This is a genomic window from Novosphingobium sp. SL115 (assembly GCF_026672515.1).
Classification (GTDB): domain Bacteria; phylum Pseudomonadota; class Alphaproteobacteria; order Sphingomonadales; family Sphingomonadaceae; genus Novosphingobium.
In genome coordinates this window covers 2,864,788-2,879,962 of sequence record NZ_JAPPRG010000002.1, presented here as the reverse complement: position 1 = coordinate 2,879,962, position 15,175 = coordinate 2,864,788, and the positions used below count along the sequence as shown (strand labels likewise).

The 15,175-nt window shown below is 60.3% G+C and carries 16 protein-coding genes; 9 read left to right on the top strand and 7 right to left on the bottom strand.

Annotated features, from left to right (window positions below; all coding sequences use genetic code 11):
* The first annotated feature begins 78 nt into the window (after positions 1–78).
* The 6 genes from OVA07_RS15415 (at position 79) to OVA07_RS15390 (ending at position 5,301) form a co-directional block, all read left to right on the top strand.
* Entirely contained in the window at positions 79–1,251 is a 1,173-nt protein-coding gene (locus tag OVA07_RS15415) for an acetyl-CoA C-acetyltransferase (RefSeq protein WP_268172383.1), read from the top strand.
* Positions 1,252–1,282: 31 nt separating this feature from the next.
* A complete protein-coding gene (locus OVA07_RS15410; RefSeq protein ID WP_268172381.1) occupies positions 1,283–2,068 on the top strand; it encodes an SDR family NAD(P)-dependent oxidoreductase in 786 nt (261 codons plus the stop codon).
* Between the two features lie 64 nt (positions 2,069–2,132).
* Positions 2,133–3,005 carry a crotonase/enoyl-CoA hydratase family protein gene (locus OVA07_RS15405; protein ID WP_268172379.1) on the top strand — a complete coding sequence of 291 codons (873 nt, stop codon included), beginning with the start codon at positions 2,133–2,135 and terminating at the stop codon, positions 3,003–3,005.
* Positions 3,002–3,640, top strand: coding sequence for a TetR family transcriptional regulator (locus OVA07_RS15400; protein WP_268172377.1), 639 nt, complete (start codon positions 3,002–3,004; stop codon positions 3,638–3,640). The genes OVA07_RS15405 and OVA07_RS15400 overlap by 4 nt, the downstream gene beginning before the upstream one ends.
* A gap of 198 nt (positions 3,641–3,838) precedes the next feature.
* A complete protein-coding gene (locus OVA07_RS15395; protein WP_268172375.1) occupies positions 3,839–4,297 on the top strand; it encodes a MarR family winged helix-turn-helix transcriptional regulator in 459 nt (152 codons plus the stop codon).
* The gene (locus OVA07_RS15390) at positions 4,294–5,301 is read left to right on the top strand and encodes a fumarylacetoacetate hydrolase family protein (RefSeq protein WP_268172373.1); all 1,008 of its coding nucleotides are present in this window, start codon (positions 4,294–4,296) and stop codon (positions 5,299–5,301) included. The genes OVA07_RS15395 and OVA07_RS15390 overlap by 4 nt, the downstream gene beginning before the upstream one ends.
* Before the next feature lie 86 nt (positions 5,302–5,387).
* Here OVA07_RS15390 and OVA07_RS15385 read toward each other — a convergent pair whose 3' ends face one another.
* The 7 genes from OVA07_RS15385 to OVA07_RS15355 all read right to left on the bottom strand — a co-directional run bounded on the left by OVA07_RS15385 (position 5,388) and on the right by OVA07_RS15355 (position 12,689).
* Positions 5,388–6,401, bottom strand: a complete 1,014-nt coding sequence (locus OVA07_RS15385; protein WP_268172371.1) for a type II secretion system F family protein — start codon at positions 6,399–6,401, stop codon at positions 5,388–5,390.
* Between the two features lie 20 nt (positions 6,402–6,421).
* On the bottom strand, positions 6,422–7,399 hold the full coding sequence (locus OVA07_RS15380) for a type II secretion system F family protein (RefSeq protein ID WP_268172369.1): 978 nt from the start codon (positions 7,397–7,399) through the stop codon (positions 6,422–6,424).
* Positions 7,400–7,468: 69 nt separating this feature from the next.
* Positions 7,469–8,740 (bottom strand): pilus assembly protein CpaE, encoded by a 1,272-nt coding sequence (locus OVA07_RS15375; protein ID WP_268172729.1) that lies wholly within the window; start codon positions 8,738–8,740, stop codon positions 7,469–7,471.
* Positions 8,741–8,753: 13 nt separating this feature from the next.
* Positions 8,754–9,428, bottom strand: coding sequence for a CpaD family pilus assembly protein (locus OVA07_RS15370; RefSeq protein ID WP_268172368.1), 675 nt, complete (start codon positions 9,426–9,428; stop codon positions 8,754–8,756).
* A gap of 14 nt (positions 9,429–9,442) precedes the next feature.
* Positions 9,443–11,080 carry a type II and III secretion system protein family protein gene (locus OVA07_RS15365; RefSeq protein WP_442789656.1) on the bottom strand — a complete coding sequence of 546 codons (1,638 nt, stop codon included), beginning with the start codon at positions 11,078–11,080 and terminating at the stop codon, positions 9,443–9,445.
* Entirely contained in the window at positions 11,080–12,096 is a 1,017-nt protein-coding gene (gene cpaB / locus OVA07_RS15360; protein WP_268172366.1) for a Flp pilus assembly protein CpaB, read from the bottom strand. Before cpaB ends, OVA07_RS15365 begins: the two co-directional genes overlap by 1 nt.
* 104 nt (positions 12,097–12,200) lie before the next feature.
* On the bottom strand, positions 12,201–12,689 hold the full coding sequence (locus OVA07_RS15355) for an A24 family peptidase (RefSeq protein ID WP_268172365.1): 489 nt from the start codon (positions 12,687–12,689) through the stop codon (positions 12,201–12,203).
* A gap of 81 nt (positions 12,690–12,770) precedes the next feature.
* On the opposite strand from OVA07_RS15355, the gene OVA07_RS15350 reads away from it, so the two are divergent.
* The 3 genes from OVA07_RS15350 (at position 12,771) to OVA07_RS15340 (ending at position 15,143) form a co-directional block, all read left to right on the top strand.
* The gene (locus OVA07_RS15350) at positions 12,771–13,763 is read left to right on the top strand and encodes an alpha/beta fold hydrolase (protein ID WP_268172364.1); all 993 of its coding nucleotides are present in this window, start codon (positions 12,771–12,773) and stop codon (positions 13,761–13,763) included.
* Entirely contained in the window at positions 13,760–14,884 is a 1,125-nt protein-coding gene (locus OVA07_RS15345) for an NAD(P)/FAD-dependent oxidoreductase (protein ID WP_268172363.1), read from the top strand. Before OVA07_RS15350 ends, OVA07_RS15345 begins: the two co-directional genes overlap by 4 nt.
* A 73-nt stretch (positions 14,885–14,957) precedes the next feature.
* A complete protein-coding gene (locus tag OVA07_RS15340; protein ID WP_268172362.1) occupies positions 14,958–15,143 on the top strand; it encodes a YegP family protein in 186 nt (61 codons plus the stop codon).
* Positions 15,144–15,175: the final 32 nt, after the last annotated feature.

The window sequence follows — 15,175 nt, the reverse complement described above, 5'->3', positions numbered from 1 at the left end:
TGCCACAAGTATGCTTGACCAGCGCGCGTGCGCGACTTAATCGTTCGATTAAAGAGTTTCCATAGGAGTCGGAACAAGATGGCTACTGCCTATATCGTCGATGCGGTGCGGACGGCTGGCGGGCGGCGCGGCGGCAGGCTGGCGGGGGTGCATCCGGTTGATCTGGCCGCGCGCAGCCTTGATGCCATCGTGGCGCGCACGGGCATCGATCCGGCTGCCGTGGACGACGTCATCATGGGGTGTGTAACACAGGCCGGCCAGCAGGCGATGCAGGTGGGGCGCAATGCGGTGCTGGCATCCAAGCTGTTGCCGCAATCGACGCCTGCGGTGACGATTGACCGCCAGTGCGGTTCTTCGCAGCAGGCGGTGCAGTTCGCAGCGCAGGCGGTCATGTCGGGCGTGCAGGACGTGGTGATCGCATCTGGCGTTGAAAGCATGAGCCGGGTGCCGATGGGGTCAAACGCCACGTTCCATATGAAGGAAGGGCTGGGGCACTACAAATCGGCCGGGCTGGAAGAGAAGTATCCGGGCGTGATGTTTTCGCAGTTTGTGGGCGCGGAAATGATCGTGAAGAAGCACGGTTTTTCCAAGGATGATCTGGATCGCTTCTCGCTGAACAGCCACCTCAAGGCGATTGCCGCCACCAATGCGCAGGCCTTTGCCAACGAGATCGTGGGCATCGAGATTGAAACGCCCGAAGGCCCGACGATGCATGTGGTGGACGAAGGTATCCGTTTTGACGCAACGCTTGAAAGCATTGCCGGGGTCAAACTGCTTAGCCCTGACGGTTCGCTGACGGCGGCCAGTGCCAGCCAGATCTGCGATGGGTCGAGCGCGGTTCTGATAGTATCGGAAGCAGCTTTGAAAGCGCACGGCCTGACCCCGCTGGCGCGCATTCACAACCTGACTGTGACGGCGGGCGATCCGGTAATCATGCTGGAAGAACCATTGTTCGCCACCGATCGCGCCTTGCAGCGGGCTGGCATGAAAATGGCCGACATCGATCTTTATGAAGTTAACGAAGCTTTCGCTTCGGTGCCTATGGCGTGGCTGAAGCACACCGGAGCCGATCCTGAAAAGCTGAACGTCAATGGCGGCGCGATTGCGCTGGGCCATCCGCTGGGCGCTTCGGGCACGAAGCTGATGGCCACGCTGGTTCATGCGCTGCGCGCGCGCGGCGGCAAATATGGTTTGCAGACGATGTGCGAAGGCGGCGGCGTCGCCAATGTGACGATCATCGAAGCGCTTTGAAATTACAGCCTTTAAGAGAGGGAATTGCCTGATGAAGCTTGATAACACCGTTGCCGCTGTGGTCACCGGCGGCGCGTCCGGCCTTGGTGCCGCCACCGCCCGCGCGCTGGCCGCAAAGGGCGTGAAGGTTGCCATCTTTGACCTTCAGAAGGAAAAGGGCGAAGCCATGGCTGCCGAGATTGGCGGCGTGTTCTGCGAAGTGAACGTGACCAGCGACGAAAGCGTCGATGCCGGTTTTGCCAAGGCCCGCGCCGCCCACGGGCAGGAACGCATTCTGGTGAACTGCGCTGGCACGGGCAACGCGATCAAGACCGCCAGTCGTTCCAAGGAAACCGGCGAGATCAAGCATTTCCCGATGGATGCGTTCAACTGGATCATCCAGATCAATCTGGTTGGCACGTTCCGCTGCATCGCCAAGTCAGCCGCGGGCATGATGACGCTTGATCCGTGCGACGAATTTGGTTCGCGCGGGGCAATCGTCAATACGGCCTCGGTTGCGGCGGAAGATGGCCAGATGGGGCAGGCGGCTTATTCGGCATCGAAGGGCGGCGTCGTGGGCATGACCCTGCCCATCGCGCGTGATCTGATGAGCGAAGGCATCCGCGTGAACACAATTCTGCCGGGCATTTTCAACACCCCACTGTTGCAGGGCGCTCCCGACAACGTGAAGGCGGCACTGGCTGCGTCGGTGCCGTTCCCCAAGCGTCTGGGTATGCCTGAGGAATACGCCAATCTTGCGATGTGCATGATCGAAACCGGATACTTCAACGGCGAGGATGTGCGTTTGGACGGCGCGATCCGCATGGCGCCGCGTTAAAGCCAGAGTCTAACGGTGAGGGGCGGGGCAGTGATTTCGCCCCCATCATCCTGGGAGAGGTTTCTTGAGCGATTATACGCAAATCCGGCTCGACATCGCCGATGGCATCGCCACGATCACGCTGCATCGGCCTGAGAAGATGAATGCCTTTACCGGCACCATGATGAACGAGATGATCGATGCGTTCGACAAGACTGACGCCGATGACAGCGTTCGGGCGGTGATTGTGACAGGATCAGGCGACCGGGCGTTTTGCGCTGGTGCCGACCTTACCCCTGATGACGGCAAGCACGTATTTTCCAGCGGCGAGGCGGTGACAGACCTTTCCGACTCGCGCGTGCGCGATGGTGGCGGGCTGCTGACACTGCGCATCTATCAGTCGAAGAAGCCCGTGATCGGCGCAATCAATGGTGCGGCGGTGGGCGTGGGTGTAACCATGCAATTACCGATGGACATCCGTCTTGCGTCGACCAAGGCCCGGTTCGGGCTGGTCTTTGCGCGGCGCGGGATCGTGCCTGAAGCGTGTTCAAGCTGGTTCCTGCCGCGCATCGTTGGGCTGCCGCAGGCGCTCGAATGGTGTATGACCGGACGGGTTTTCGATGCGTACGAAGCACTGCGCGGTGGCCTTGTGCGTTCACTTCACGAACCTGAGGATCTGATGCCTGCCGCCGTGGCGCTGGCGCGTGAGATTGCGGACAATACCAGCGCGGTTTCGGTGGCGATGACGCGGGCGATGTTGTGGCATAATCCCGGTCTTTCGCACCCGATGGAGGCACACCGGGTTGACAGCCGGGCAATTTACACGCTTTCGCGGGGGAAGGACGCAGCCGAAGGGATCAGCAGTTTCCTCGAAAAACGCGCGCCCACCTACCCTGGGCGGGTTTCTTCGGATATGCCGTCGTTTTATCCATGGTGGAATGAGCCGGGTTGGGAATGAACGCAGAAGTGCAAAAAGGTGAAGGCCTTGAAACGCCGGGCGCACGCGAGCTGCTGTTGCAGACCGCGTCGAACATCATGCGCGAGGGAGATGTCGTTGACATTTCCCTGTCGGAACTGAGCCTGCGTTCAGGCCTGAATTCCGCCTTGGTCAAATATTACTTCGGTAATAAAGCAGGCCTGCTCAAAGCCTTGCTTGACCGGGATATGGAAACCATCGTCAAATCGGTGGATGCGTTGCTGTCCAAGGATGACATGGATCCTGAAGCCAAACTGCGGCGCCATATCTCGAAGTGCATCGACACCTATTACGCTTATCCTTATCTTAACCGCCTGCTTATGCGGCTGGTGCGTGACAGTGATGAGGCCGAGGCCAAGCGTATTGCCGACCAGTATCTGCTGCCGCTGCACCGCGCCTATAACCGGTTCATCGGAGAAGGGGTGAAGGCGGGAGTGTTCCGTGCGATCAATCCACAATTGTTCTATTTCACCGTCACCGGGGCGGCGGACCGGTTCTTTTCTGCGCGGCTGGTGCTGAAGCACTGCTTCGATCAGGATACGCTGACCGAGGAACTGCGCGACAGCTATCGTGAACATACCGTCGATTTCATCATGGCCGGTATTCTGGCGCACTGATGAAAGTGGACTTAAGTGGTTTTGCGCCCGGCCGCAGGTGCGGTTCGGGCGTTTTTTTTTGTGCAAAGCACAGGCTCCGTGCGCTAAAGAAAATTTCGTCTGGAACCAAACCGCGAAAATTAGTAACGCGCGCGGCACCGCCTGGTGTTATTTTCTTTCTCTCTTGCGTCCCAGGCTGGTTTCATGTGATACGAAATCATGCCCGGAACACAGACACGCCTTTCCGACTTCATGCCTTATCGCATGGCTATCACCTCGAACGCGGTGAGCAGCCTGATTGCGGGTGAATACCGCAGCGAATTTGGCCTTAAAATTCCCGAATGGCGGATCATGGCTGTCTTGGGCGATGCCGGGCCATTGACGCAACGCGATCTTGTTCGATCAACCCTGATGGACAAGGTGGCGGTTAATCGCGCCTGCAAGGTGTTGGAAGAGCGCGGGTTGGTGCAGCGCAGCCCTAATGAAATGGATGGCCGCTCGCACCACCTTGAACTGACCACATCGGGTTGTGAACTGCACGGCCAGATATGGCCTCAGGCGGTGGAGATGTATGAGCGGATTTTTGCCGCGATCACCCCGCGCGAACAGGAAAAGCTGCGCAGCATTCTGGAAAAGTTGTTGAAAGCAGCGCGTGCGATGGAGGTTGAGGAAAAGTGAAACTTGCATCTCTGCCGCAGGGGCGTGACGGACGGTTGATCGTCGTTTCCGATGATCTGGCATGGTATGCCGATGCAGATCACATTGTCCCCACGATGCAGGGATTGCTTGACGACTGGGACCGGCATTGTCCGCGGCTTGAGGCGCTGGCCATCGAACTGGCGCACGAAGCCATCCCGCGCAAACGCTTTCACGAACGCGAAGCCTGCGCCCCGCTGCCGCGCGCGTTCCAGTGGGTTGATGGCAGCGCTTATGTGAATCATGTCGAACTGGTGCGCAAAGCGCGCGGTGCCGAATTGCCAGACAGTTTCTGGACCGATCCTCTGATGTATCAGGGTGGCAGTGACGATCTGCGCGGTGGGCGCGAACCGATCAGTCTGGCAAACGAAAGCTGGGGCTGCGATTTCGAGGCCGAGATTGTGGTGGTGACAGGCGACGTGCCGCAGGGCGTTACGCCGCAACAGGCGATCAACTATGTCAGGCTGGTCGGACTGGTCAACGACGTGTCGTTGCGCAATCTCATTCCGGGAGAACTGGCCAAAGGCTTTGGTTTTGTGCAGTCAAAGCCTGCCAGCCATTTCTCGCCGGTGTTCGTTACCCCGGCGGGGCTGGGCGCGGCATGGGTCGGCGGCAAGCTGAATCTGCCGCTGATGGTTGACCTGAATCAGCAGTCCTTCGGACGGATCGAAGCTGGCGAAGAGTGTACTTTTGATTTCGGCGTGCTGATCGCACATCTGGCGAAGACGCGGCGAATCGGCGCAGGCACGATTATCGGATCGGGCACGGTTTCAAATCGCGACGCAGATGGTTCCCCCGGCCGCCCGGTGGCGCAAGGCGGACGCGGCTATGCCTGCATAGCTGAACAACGCATGGTTGAAACCATTGCAAATGGTCAGCCTGTCACGCCTTTTCTCAAGAATGGCGATACGGTGCGGATCGAGATGCGTGACGCGAAAGGGCGCAGCATTTTCGGCGCTATAGATCAGGTGGTTGGCCAAGCCTGATCGGCTGCATCATTCAAAATGGAACAAGGCCCGGCGGGTGTTATCCTGCCGAGCCTTGTTCATGTCAGATTTTGTCTGGTCAGTGCCTATTTCGGCGGTGTTGAAGGGTTGATAAGAGCGTCACTGATGGAACAGGCCGCCGGGCCGAGAATGACGATGAACAGCACCGGCAAGATGAACAGGATCAGCGGCACAGTCATGATGGCAGGAAGGCGTGCAGCCTTTTCTTCGGCGCGCATCATGCGGTCATTACGGAATTCGGCCGACAGCACGCGCAGCGCTGATGCCAGTGGCGTACCGTAGCGTTCGGTCTGGACCATCGTGGTGACGACGCCCTTCACCGATTGAAGATCGACGCGATAAGCCAGGTTTTCAAAGGCTTGGCGGCGTTCTGTGAGAAACGAAAGTTCGATCGCGGTCAGCGAGAATTCATCACCCAGTTCCGGGTAAGCCCGGCCGAGTTCGCGTGACACACGGCCAAAGGCGGCGTCGACGGTAAGGCCTGCTTCGGCGCAGATCACCAGAAGGTCAAGCGCATCGGGCAGGCCTTTGCGGATGGCCGCGGTACGCTTGGAAATCATGTTCTGCACGAACACGTCCGGCCCTTTGTAGCCAGCGACCAGAAAAGCCATGAGGCCTAACATGCGCTTGATGGGTGACCAGTCGGCGAACATGTCGGACCAGTAGAACATTGTCGCGCCCAGCAGGCCGAACAGGATCGGTCCGATCAAGCGGCCCAGAATGACCGCAACTGCCCATTCCTTCTTGCGGATACCTGCCTGCGCCAGCTTCTGCTGTACAACCGAAAGCTGGCTGTCCTGCAGAACCTTGAGCGATTCCAGAAAACCGCGAATCTGGTCGGTGGTCTGGTTGCGGTGAACAATGCTGGCCCGCTTGCGTGCATTGCTGGTGACAATACCAGCTTTGAGCTGTTCGCGCCTTTCGTTGAGCGCCTTGACGCGCTTTGCCATCGGATCGCGCACGGTTACCGCAGCATAGATGGCCAGCATTACGGCAACAGCGGCAATGGCAACGAGGATCGAACCGATAAAGTAGACATCGAAGCCGAGCAGTGTCGGACTGGGCGTGGTGTTCATCATGGTCGCCTGTTCCTTATCGCTCAGATTTCGAAGCTGACCATCTTGGCCATGATGAAGATGCCGATGCTGAACCAGGTCAGCCCGCCCATGCCCGCGATGATCAGGCGATCATCGGTGAAGAAGCCACCAAGATAGGTCGGGTTGATGGTGTAGATCAGGGCAAAGACGAGGAAGGGTAGAGCACCGACGATATAGGCCGATGCCTTGGATTCCGAGCTCATCGCCTTGATTTTCAGCTTCATCTGCGCGCGTTTGCGCAACACTTCGGAAAGATTGGACAGCGTTTCGGCCAAGTTGCCACCGGTTTCACGCTGAATAGCCAACGTGATACAGAAGAAGTTGAATTCAGGGATATTCAGGCGGTCTGCCGTTTCCTGAAGCGCTTCTTCCATGGTGCGGCCAACCTTGATACGGTCGGTTACAAGCTTGAACTCTTCGCCCACGGGGCCGGGAAGTTCGGTTGCAACCACGCCGAGCGTTTCCGTGACGGGCAGGCCCGAACGCAGACCGCGGATGAGGAGATCGAGGGCGTCCGGCAAGCGTGCGGTAAAGTTGTCCAGTCGCTTCTTGATGGTCCGACCAACCACCATATGCGGCAGACCGCCGCCTATAACCACACCTACGCCGAGTGCGAGCACAGGTGCGCCCGTCTTCATCCATACAAGCGCCGTGATGGTAAATGCCATGCCGCCGCTCAGGTACAGATACTGCGTCAACGACCATTTCTTGCCGGTTCTGTGCAGTCGCTGCGCCAGTACCTGGAGCTTGGTCGCCGATTTGCCCTGCACACGCGATGTTGTCGGCTTGCGGGCGGCGACGGTCTTGCGATACTGCGCCTCGACCTTGTCGTCGGTGTTGTCAGAGTGGCGAAAGCGCACCGCTTGCAGCCGGCGGTTGCCTTCTTTCGATGCAGAAGGCCCTGATAGCGCCGCATAGGCGAGCACCATGGCCAGCAGCAGGCCAAAGGCCATAACCATAAGCTGGATCGTGCTCGTCATTGCGGATGCCTTCCTGTCATTTCAATCTTGCGGCTGGTCAAGCGTATTGGCTGGGCGGTCGCCCGCAGGTCACGCCTTCGCAGCAACTTTGGACTTGGGCTTTGTCGCCAGCATTTTCTTCAGATCGAACTTGCCCAGCAGCGATGCCTTGCGCTTGTCCGCTCCGGTATCGGCTGCGGTCGCGCCGTCTTCGTCAACCGATCCGACAATGGCCTGCGCTACGTCGCGCAGCACGCCGCCTGCCTTCGACGCGCGATTGGCATTGACGAAGGTCTGGCCCAGTTTTGCGGCGTTGGATGCAGCCTTGATGTCGTAAGGGATCATGAAGTTGATCTTGCGTTCGATCGACGCTTCGAAATCGGCTTTGCTGATTTCGGCCGTGCCCGGCTGCACCTTGTTCGCCACGATGATCGGGCGGGCATGGGCAGCGTTCGATTTCAGCCACGAAAGCAGGCGGATCGCATCGCGCGCACCAGCCAGGGTCAGTTCGGTGGCAAGGATCACCACGTTCACATCTGCCAGCAGGTGCGGGAAGTTGATAAGCATGTTGCGCGGCATGTCGATCACCGTCATTTCGAAGGCGTGACGGAATTCTTCCTCCAACTGGACGAAGGCGCTGCCGTCGGTCATCAGCGGCGAATTGATCGGTGCTTCGGCCGAAAGGATCGCCAGATTATCGTTGGCGCGGATCATTGCGCGTTCGATGAACAGGCCGTCAATGCGGCTGGGATTGTCGATCGCATCGCTCAGGCCTCGGCCCGGTTCCAGATCAAGCGTCAGCGCTCCGGTGCCGAAGTGGACGTCAAGATCGAGCAGCGCGGTGGGCGCACGGTGATCGGTGCTGAACAGCCATGCCAGCGACGTGGCCAGCGTGGATGCGCCCACGCCGCCGCGCGTGCCGACCACAGCGGTCGAGACGTGGCGCTTGACCCCGGACGAGTCGTGATTCTTGGGTGCTGTGAAGATCGCCTGCGCATTGACCAGCGCGTCGCGGATTTGCCCGGCGTTCAGCGGCTTCAGCAGATAATCCTGAATGCCCGACGCAATCAGATCGCGATAGAGGCGCACGTCGTTGACCTGGCCCACCGCGATAACCACGGTGCCCGGTTCGCACACTTCGGCCAAGGCGTTGATGTCATGCAGCGGATCGCCACTTTCCGACAGGTCGACCATCAGAATGTTCGGGCTGGCCGTTACTGACAGCGACTGGATCGCGTTGCGCAGGCCTCCACGATGGCATTTTTCCGAAGGCCAGCCCATGTCTGCGATGACCGGGCGGAGCGTGTCCAGCGAAGTTTCGTCGCACATGAAGGCGGCGAAGGGATCGCGGTTGTTGTTCATCCAGCTCATGGTTTCAGTTCCCTCCGCCGCTGCTGCTCTTGACGCTCGAAGTGCTGTTGTTCTTCAGCCCTTCCTCGCCGGTCGGCTTGGCCGCGCGATAGCTGTCGATGGCCTTGTTGCCGCTCATCACCACGGTTTCGCCAGTCCCGCTTGCACCCTTGATGAGGTGCTCCTTGTCGGCCACCATCGCCGCAAGGTTGCTGTTGGTGGCGCAGCCGAAGTTCGACATCGTGCGGTTGCTCATCGAAAAGTCGGACTTGGCCGACCAGTCCGGGCAGCCCGGCACGCTGGCCGTGGTGCGCGAGACGACGATGCGGGCACCGCCAGCAGGCACATATCCGGGCGTTACCGGTGCCGGACCTGCTTCGACGATGATGCCCCAGCGACCGGCGACGGTATCGACAGAAGCCATTGTGGCCCGCGATTCAAGTGGATCGTCCACGGCGATCTTGTCGCCGTATTTCAGGCCAAGGCTTTCGAACCAGCCTTCAAGGCGGCGCTGTTCCGAGATCGACATACCACCACCGGGCAGCGTTTCGACATCGAAGACATAACGGTTGCGTTCGACTACCGGCTGATGGACCGAATTGAGCATGCGGTTTTCGGGCACGCTGGAGCAGGCCGACAGGACGACTGCGAGCGAGAGGGCGAGCGCACTTGCCGCGCTGCGGGTGAGGCTATGACGCATGGCTTGTCCCTTTCTCACTGAATGCTGAAGCCGGGCTTGGCGCTGGCGACTTTCTTGTCGCTGCGACGGTCGCGCGGCTGGGTGGTGGTGGCAGGCGTATCAAGTGCGCCAACCTTCGGTCCGGTTTCGACCGATCCGTCCTTTTCGACAGGACCAGGACGCTTTGCGCCGCTCACCCCGTCGTTCTCCATGTTGCCAAGCAGGCGCTGGATGTCGTTGGGATGCTGGAAGCCATCGGTCGGCAGGACGATTTCATCGGCGTTGACCGGGTTGACCAGATACGGCGTGACGATAATCACGAGTTCGGTTTCGCCCTTTTTGTAGCTGGTCGAACGGAACAACGATCCCAGAATGGGGATGTCGCCCGCGCCCGGCATCTTGGTCAGCGAATTTTGCGCGCCGTTGGTAAGCAGACCCGCGATCATGAACGATTGGCCCGAACCCAGTTCGATGGTGGTTTCTGCACGACGCACGGTCAGCGCCGGGATTTCGACACTGTCGAGCTTGAGTGCGCCGGTGCTGGACAGTTCCGATACTTCGGGACGCACACGGATGGAGATGCGGCCATTGGCCAGAACCGTGGGAGTATAGGCCAGGCTGACGCCGTATTTCTTGTATTCGATCGACGTGGTGCCAAGCCCCTGCGAAACCGGGATGGGATATTCACCGCCTGCCAGAAAGTCTGCCGTTTCGCCCGAAAGCGCGGTCAGGTTGGGTTCCGACAGAGTAGTCACCAGCCCCAGCGTTTCACCAGCATCCAGCGCGCCGAGCAGGTCCAGACCGAGGAACTTGCCCATGCCGGCAATGGTCGTGCCTGCGGTGGTCGCTGTGACGGCGGTGCCTGCCTTTGCAGCGATACCCGTGGGGTTGGTTGCGGTGATGGCGGTCGGATCGAAAGTGTAGCCCGTCGGCGCATTACCGACACCGAACGGCAGCAACGGATCGGTGGTGGCGGTCGAACCGTATGTCCGGCCCTGACCGATGCCGAACTTGAAGCCGCCGGTGCCGTCGATCGAGGTCACGTTCATGCCGATGGTGCGCACCAGTGTGCGGCTGACTTCGGCGAACTTCACATGCAGGCTGACCTGCAGCGGGGTTGCCATCTTCAGGCGGCTGATGACGTTGGTCTTGTCGCCGGTGAAGGCGCGAACAAGTCGTTCAGCCTCAGCTGCATCTTCCGGTGCGGCAACAGTGCCGGTCAGCAGCACGGTGTTGTTCATCGTGGCCACGCTGACACGGGCGTCCGGCATGGCCAGGCGCAGCATCTGATCGATCGAGTCGATGTTGTTGCCGACGCGGATGTTGGCGGACCATACCACGGTGCCCTTGGTGTCGCTGGCATAGACAGTGGTTTCACCGCCACCCTTGCCGAACACGTAAAGCTGGTTGGTCGATTTGACCTGAACGTCCGCTACCTTTTCATCTGCGACGAAAACGTCGGCCAGACGGCCCGGCACGGTAATCATTTCACCCTTGCCGATGGACAGTGTGACAGTGCGCGAAGGGCTGGTCATGCTCTGGGCGTGCAGTGCACCGGGAACCGGGGCGATTGCCAGCGGCAGCACGATCATCGCGGCCGAGATAAGCGAGGTGGAGAAGCGGCGGTTCATCTTGCGATCCTTCGCATGCGGATTGGGGCGCGCGGTCTTCATCACTTGCCTCCCAGCGAGACGTCTTCAGTCTCTTTGCCGCGAGTTACACGAACGGTCGGGCCGGTCTTTACCTGCTCGTCGCGTCCGCCCATGCGGGGGGAGGGGCTGGAGAAACCGCCCATCCGGGGCGTTTCGGTGACCGGCATGGTTGAGCGCTGGAAGCGCGAGACATCGCCGCCGGTGACAAAGCTGCCCTTGCCTGCTTCAAGCGGGCGGTTCATCGCCTGCTTGAGCAGGGCTTCTTCCTGCTGGGGCGTGGCGCCGGCTGGGATCTTCACGTCGCCTGAGGCAACCGCCTGTTCAAGTTCGGCAGAGTTGTCGGCCAGCGAGCGCAGCGAGAGGCTGATCGTGCCGATAGTCTGCGACACGGCAATCTTTTCGGCCATCTTCGGCGTCGCTTCAAGCGTGACAGTGCTGAAAGTGCGCACCTGGGTCTTGCCGTCCACCATGGTCTGTTCGGTCGACTGGTCGGTAGCGAGAACGCGGAGGTTCTTTAGGAAGGTTTCCGAAGCCCTGAGCGCAGCGGCCTGACCGCTTGCCTTGACCGTCTGGGTCAGCACGAGGTCGATGCGGTCGCCCGGAAAGACGAAGCCCGCAACGCCGGTGCGTGCCGAAACCGGGATGGTGACGGCGCGCATGCCCGGTGCAAGGGCTGCCGCAAGAAAGCCACGGTCGCCCGGCGCCACAAGATTGCCCTTGGTCACTGGTTCGCCCGCAGTAATCGGGTTCCGAACCACGGTGCCCAGCATCTTCTGCATGTCGGTTTCGCCTTCAATGAAGTAGGCGTCCTGCACCATGTCCTTGGGCCAGGCTTGGAAGTTCAGCGAATCAGCCGTAATGATCGTGCCGATGGGCAGGGCGCGTTGCGCGACCAGCACCTTCGGTCCCATCGCCAGCTTCGAGGCCGCTTCGGCCTGAGGCGTCGATGCGCCGGCGAAAAGGCTCCTCGCAGCGAAGGCCGTGCCGATCGCCACGATCAGCGCCCCCACCAGCAGCATCAGCTTCCTCTTGTCCATGGCTAACTTTTCCCGCCCAAGTTCAGAGTTCAAAAATTACAGATCGGATGTTCAATTCGGCCCGGATGTGTCGGTCAAATTGGTTAAAAATTGCATTACCGCGTTTACGCCCCGGTAACGGAGCGCCACCCGGCCTCCAGCGTGGGAGCCAGCGTAATCAGGCCTGCGGCGGCAATTGCTACGCCGTAGGGGATCTTCGCATCGCGGCGGCGCGTCCGTGTAAAGTGCCACGCTGCCATCACGATGGTCAGGAGACCGCCGATGATCGACATCATCAGCAGCAGTTTGAGAAACGTCAGCGGCGCAAGCCAAAGCGCCAGCGCGGCCAGCAGCTTTACATCGCCGCCGCCCATCATCTTCAGCGCAAACAGCCCGGCCAGCACCAGAAATGCCGCGAGAGCGACCCCCAGTTGCATGGCGACGTCCGGCCACAAGGAAAGATCTGCCGCCCACCAATATACCGGTGCGCCCAGCGCAATGGCCGCGTTCAGCCAGTTGTCGATCTGGCGGCGACGGATATCGGTGAAAGCGGCAATCAGCAGCGCGATTGCCAATGCTCCGACCAGTCCGTAAACGATGATGTTTCCCTGCATGTCACCGGGCATACGGGACAATCACTTACCAAACGGTAACCAAACCTTGGCGCGGATTTGCGTTGGTGGAGGCAGTTCGGCATGGATCTGGGCACGATGCGGCGGATGGACCGCAGGGCAATTCCTGCCACGGCAACCGAGGCTGAGTGGGCCGCGCCCGATGGCCATGCAATCCGCCGGATCGATTGGCCCGGTGTGTCCGATCCTGCCATGCCCGATGCCCCACGCGGATCCATCCTGTTCCTGCCGGGGCGGGGGGACTTTTATGAAAAGTATCTGGAATCACTTGATTACTGGCACGAAGAAGGGTGGCGTGTCACTGCTCTTGACTGGCGTGGACAAGCAGGTTCAGGACGCTTTGCCGCTGATCCGCTGACCGGCGATGTGCCCGATTTTTCGGTGTGGTTGGATGATCTGGCAGTGTTCTGGCAGGGCTGGGTTACCACTACACCAGCCCCGCATGTCATCGTTGGTCATTCGATGGGTGGGCATCTTGTGCTGCGTGCTGTTGCTGAGCAACGAATTAACCCTGTTGCTGCGGTTTTAAGTGCGCCGATGCTCGGATTTCTCGCGCCGGGTCCGATTCGCATGCTTCATGGCGTTGCCCAGTTGATGTGCCGAATCGGTAGTCCTGATCGGCCTGCATGGAAAAGTAGCGAGAAGCCCGGCGCATCAGTAGCGGCGCGCAACACGCTACTGACGCATGACGAAGCGCGTTATGCAGACGAAGCGCACTGGAAGGCCGCACGACCGTTTCTGGGTATGGGACCGGGGAGTTGGCGCTGGGTTGAACGCGGCTATGCCTCGATCCGCGCGCTGGAGGTGCCCGGTGTGCTTGAAGCGGTGGACACGCCGGTCCTGTTGCTGGCTGCGCGCTATGATGGGCTAGTGTCATGGCCTGCGATCGAACGCGCTGCTCGCCGTTTGCCCCGCGCGCAGCTCGCCACTTGGGGCAAAGAGGCGCGGCATGAACTTTTGCGCGAGGTTGACGAAGTGCGTGACGAGGTGATTCACACCATCGACGACTTTCTGGATCGTCTTGCCCCTCCCACGGAAGAAACGAAGCCTGCGTGAACCAGTTTGCCTCAGACGATATTGCCGGAGAATTTGACGTTGCCATCATTGGCGCAGGTATGGCCGGAGCCAGCCTTGCCGCCGAATGCGCCCCGTATGCGCGTGTGCTGCTGGTAGAAGCCGAGGATACGCCCGGTTATCACACGACAGGACGTTCTGCCGCGTTCTGGGAAGAAACTTATGGCGGGCCGGGGGTTTTCCCACTGACCATGGCATCGGGCCGCTTTCTGAAGGAGGGCGGCTTTCTGTCGCCGCGTGGCGCGCTGAACATCGGCACGGCGGCGGACCGGGACAAAGTGGAAGCATTCATCGAAAAGTTCACCGCGCTTGGCGCTACGCTGCATTTGCAGAACCGCGCCGCGCTGGATGCTCGCGTTCCCGGTTTGCGGGGGGACTGGGTCGTCGGTGCGTGGGAGCCGGAATGCGCCGATATCGATGTGGCGGGCCTGCATCAGCACTATCTTGCGGCATCGCGCCGCACCGGCACGGTGCTGCGTGTGCGGGCACGGGTGGAGCGGATTGAACGTGATGGCGCTGGCTGGCGGATAAGCTGGGCGGATGGTGCTGCACGCGCAGGCATTCTGGCCAATGCCGCAGGGGCATGGGCCGATGGCGTGGCCGAACTGGTGGGCGTGGGGCCGCTGGGCATTCAACCACTGCGCCGGACTATCGTGCAACTGCGCACCGATCCTGCGCCCCTCGATACCCTGCCGCTCACGCTGGGTATCAACGAAGACTTCTATTTCAAACCGCAAGGCGGGCGGCTGTGGCTTTCTCCGCATGATGAAATTCCCGATGTGGCAGGTGATGCCGCGCCTGAGGAACTGGACATTGCCATAGCCATCGACCGTTTTGAACAGGTGGTGGACTGGAAGATTGCTGCGATGGAACGGCGCTGGGCCGGATTGCGTTCGTTCGCGCCTGACAGGCTGCCAGTCTATGGCTTCGATCCGCGAGCGGACGGACTGTTCTGGTTTGCCGGGCAGGGCGGTTTCGGCATTCAGACCGCGCCTGCTGCCGCGCGGCTTGGCGCGCAGTTGCTGTTGGGCCTCCCGCGTGATGGGCTGACACAAGAGATTGACGCTGCATTCTATGCACCGGCAAGATTTGCGACGGTGTAATACCAGTTTTTACATGAGGCGGTGTGCAGGCAATGCTAAGCTTGCAGGGCAATTCCACCAAGGAGGCCCTGCGATGGCGCACCGTTTCGAAATCCGCAAGAACAAGGGAGGCGAGTTCGTCGCCTACTTCTGCCACAATAGCGAGGCCATCTTCTGGACCGAAGGCTATGCCAGCAAGGCCAGCGCCAGAAACGCCATTGAATCGATCCTGAAGAACGGTCCCGGTGCAGAAGTGGTAGATACGACTACCGCAGACTGATCGCTTCCTGACACCCGACTTGCGCCACGCGG

What these genes read in the sequence shown, in the direction of transcription:
- OVA07_RS15385 (WP_268172371.1), bottom strand. Translation starts at nt 6,401, where the DNA reads ATGATGAACACCACGCCCAGTCCGACACTGCTCGGCTTCGATGTCTAC.
- OVA07_RS15380 (WP_268172369.1), bottom strand. Translation starts at nt 7,399, where the DNA reads ATGACGAGCACGATCCAGCTTATGGTTATGGCCTTTGGCCTGCTGCTG.
- cpaB (WP_268172366.1), bottom strand. Translation starts at nt 12,096, where the DNA reads ATGGACAAGAGGAAGCTGATGCTGCTGGTGGGGGCGCTGATCGTGGCG.
- OVA07_RS15415 (WP_268172383.1), top strand. Translation starts at nt 79, where the DNA reads ATGGCTACTGCCTATATCGTCGATGCGGTGCGGACGGCTGGCGGGCGG.
- OVA07_RS15375 (WP_268172729.1), bottom strand. Translation starts at nt 8,740, where the DNA reads ATGAACAACAACCGCGATCCCTTCGCCGCCTTCATGTGCGACGAAACT.
- OVA07_RS15395 (WP_268172375.1), top strand. Translation starts at nt 3,839, where the DNA reads ATGCCCGGAACACAGACACGCCTTTCCGACTTCATGCCTTATCGCATG.
- OVA07_RS15340 (WP_268172362.1), top strand. Translation starts at nt 14,958, where the DNA reads ATGGCGCACCGTTTCGAAATCCGCAAGAACAAGGGAGGCGAGTTCGTC.
- OVA07_RS15400 (WP_268172377.1), top strand. Translation starts at nt 3,002, where the DNA reads ATGAACGCAGAAGTGCAAAAAGGTGAAGGCCTTGAAACGCCGGGCGCA.
- OVA07_RS15365 (WP_442789656.1), bottom strand. Translation starts at nt 11,080, where the DNA reads ATGAAGACCGCGCGCCCCAATCCGCATGCGAAGGATCGCAAGATGAAC.
- OVA07_RS15355 (WP_268172365.1), bottom strand. Translation starts at nt 12,689, where the DNA reads ATGCAGGGAAACATCATCGTTTACGGACTGGTCGGAGCATTGGCAATC.
- OVA07_RS15410 (WP_268172381.1), top strand. Translation starts at nt 1,283, where the DNA reads ATGAAGCTTGATAACACCGTTGCCGCTGTGGTCACCGGCGGCGCGTCC.
- OVA07_RS15350 (WP_268172364.1), top strand. Translation starts at nt 12,771, where the DNA reads ATGGATCTGGGCACGATGCGGCGGATGGACCGCAGGGCAATTCCTGCC.
- OVA07_RS15370 (WP_268172368.1), bottom strand. Translation starts at nt 9,428, where the DNA reads ATGCGTCATAGCCTCACCCGCAGCGCGGCAAGTGCGCTCGCCCTCTCG.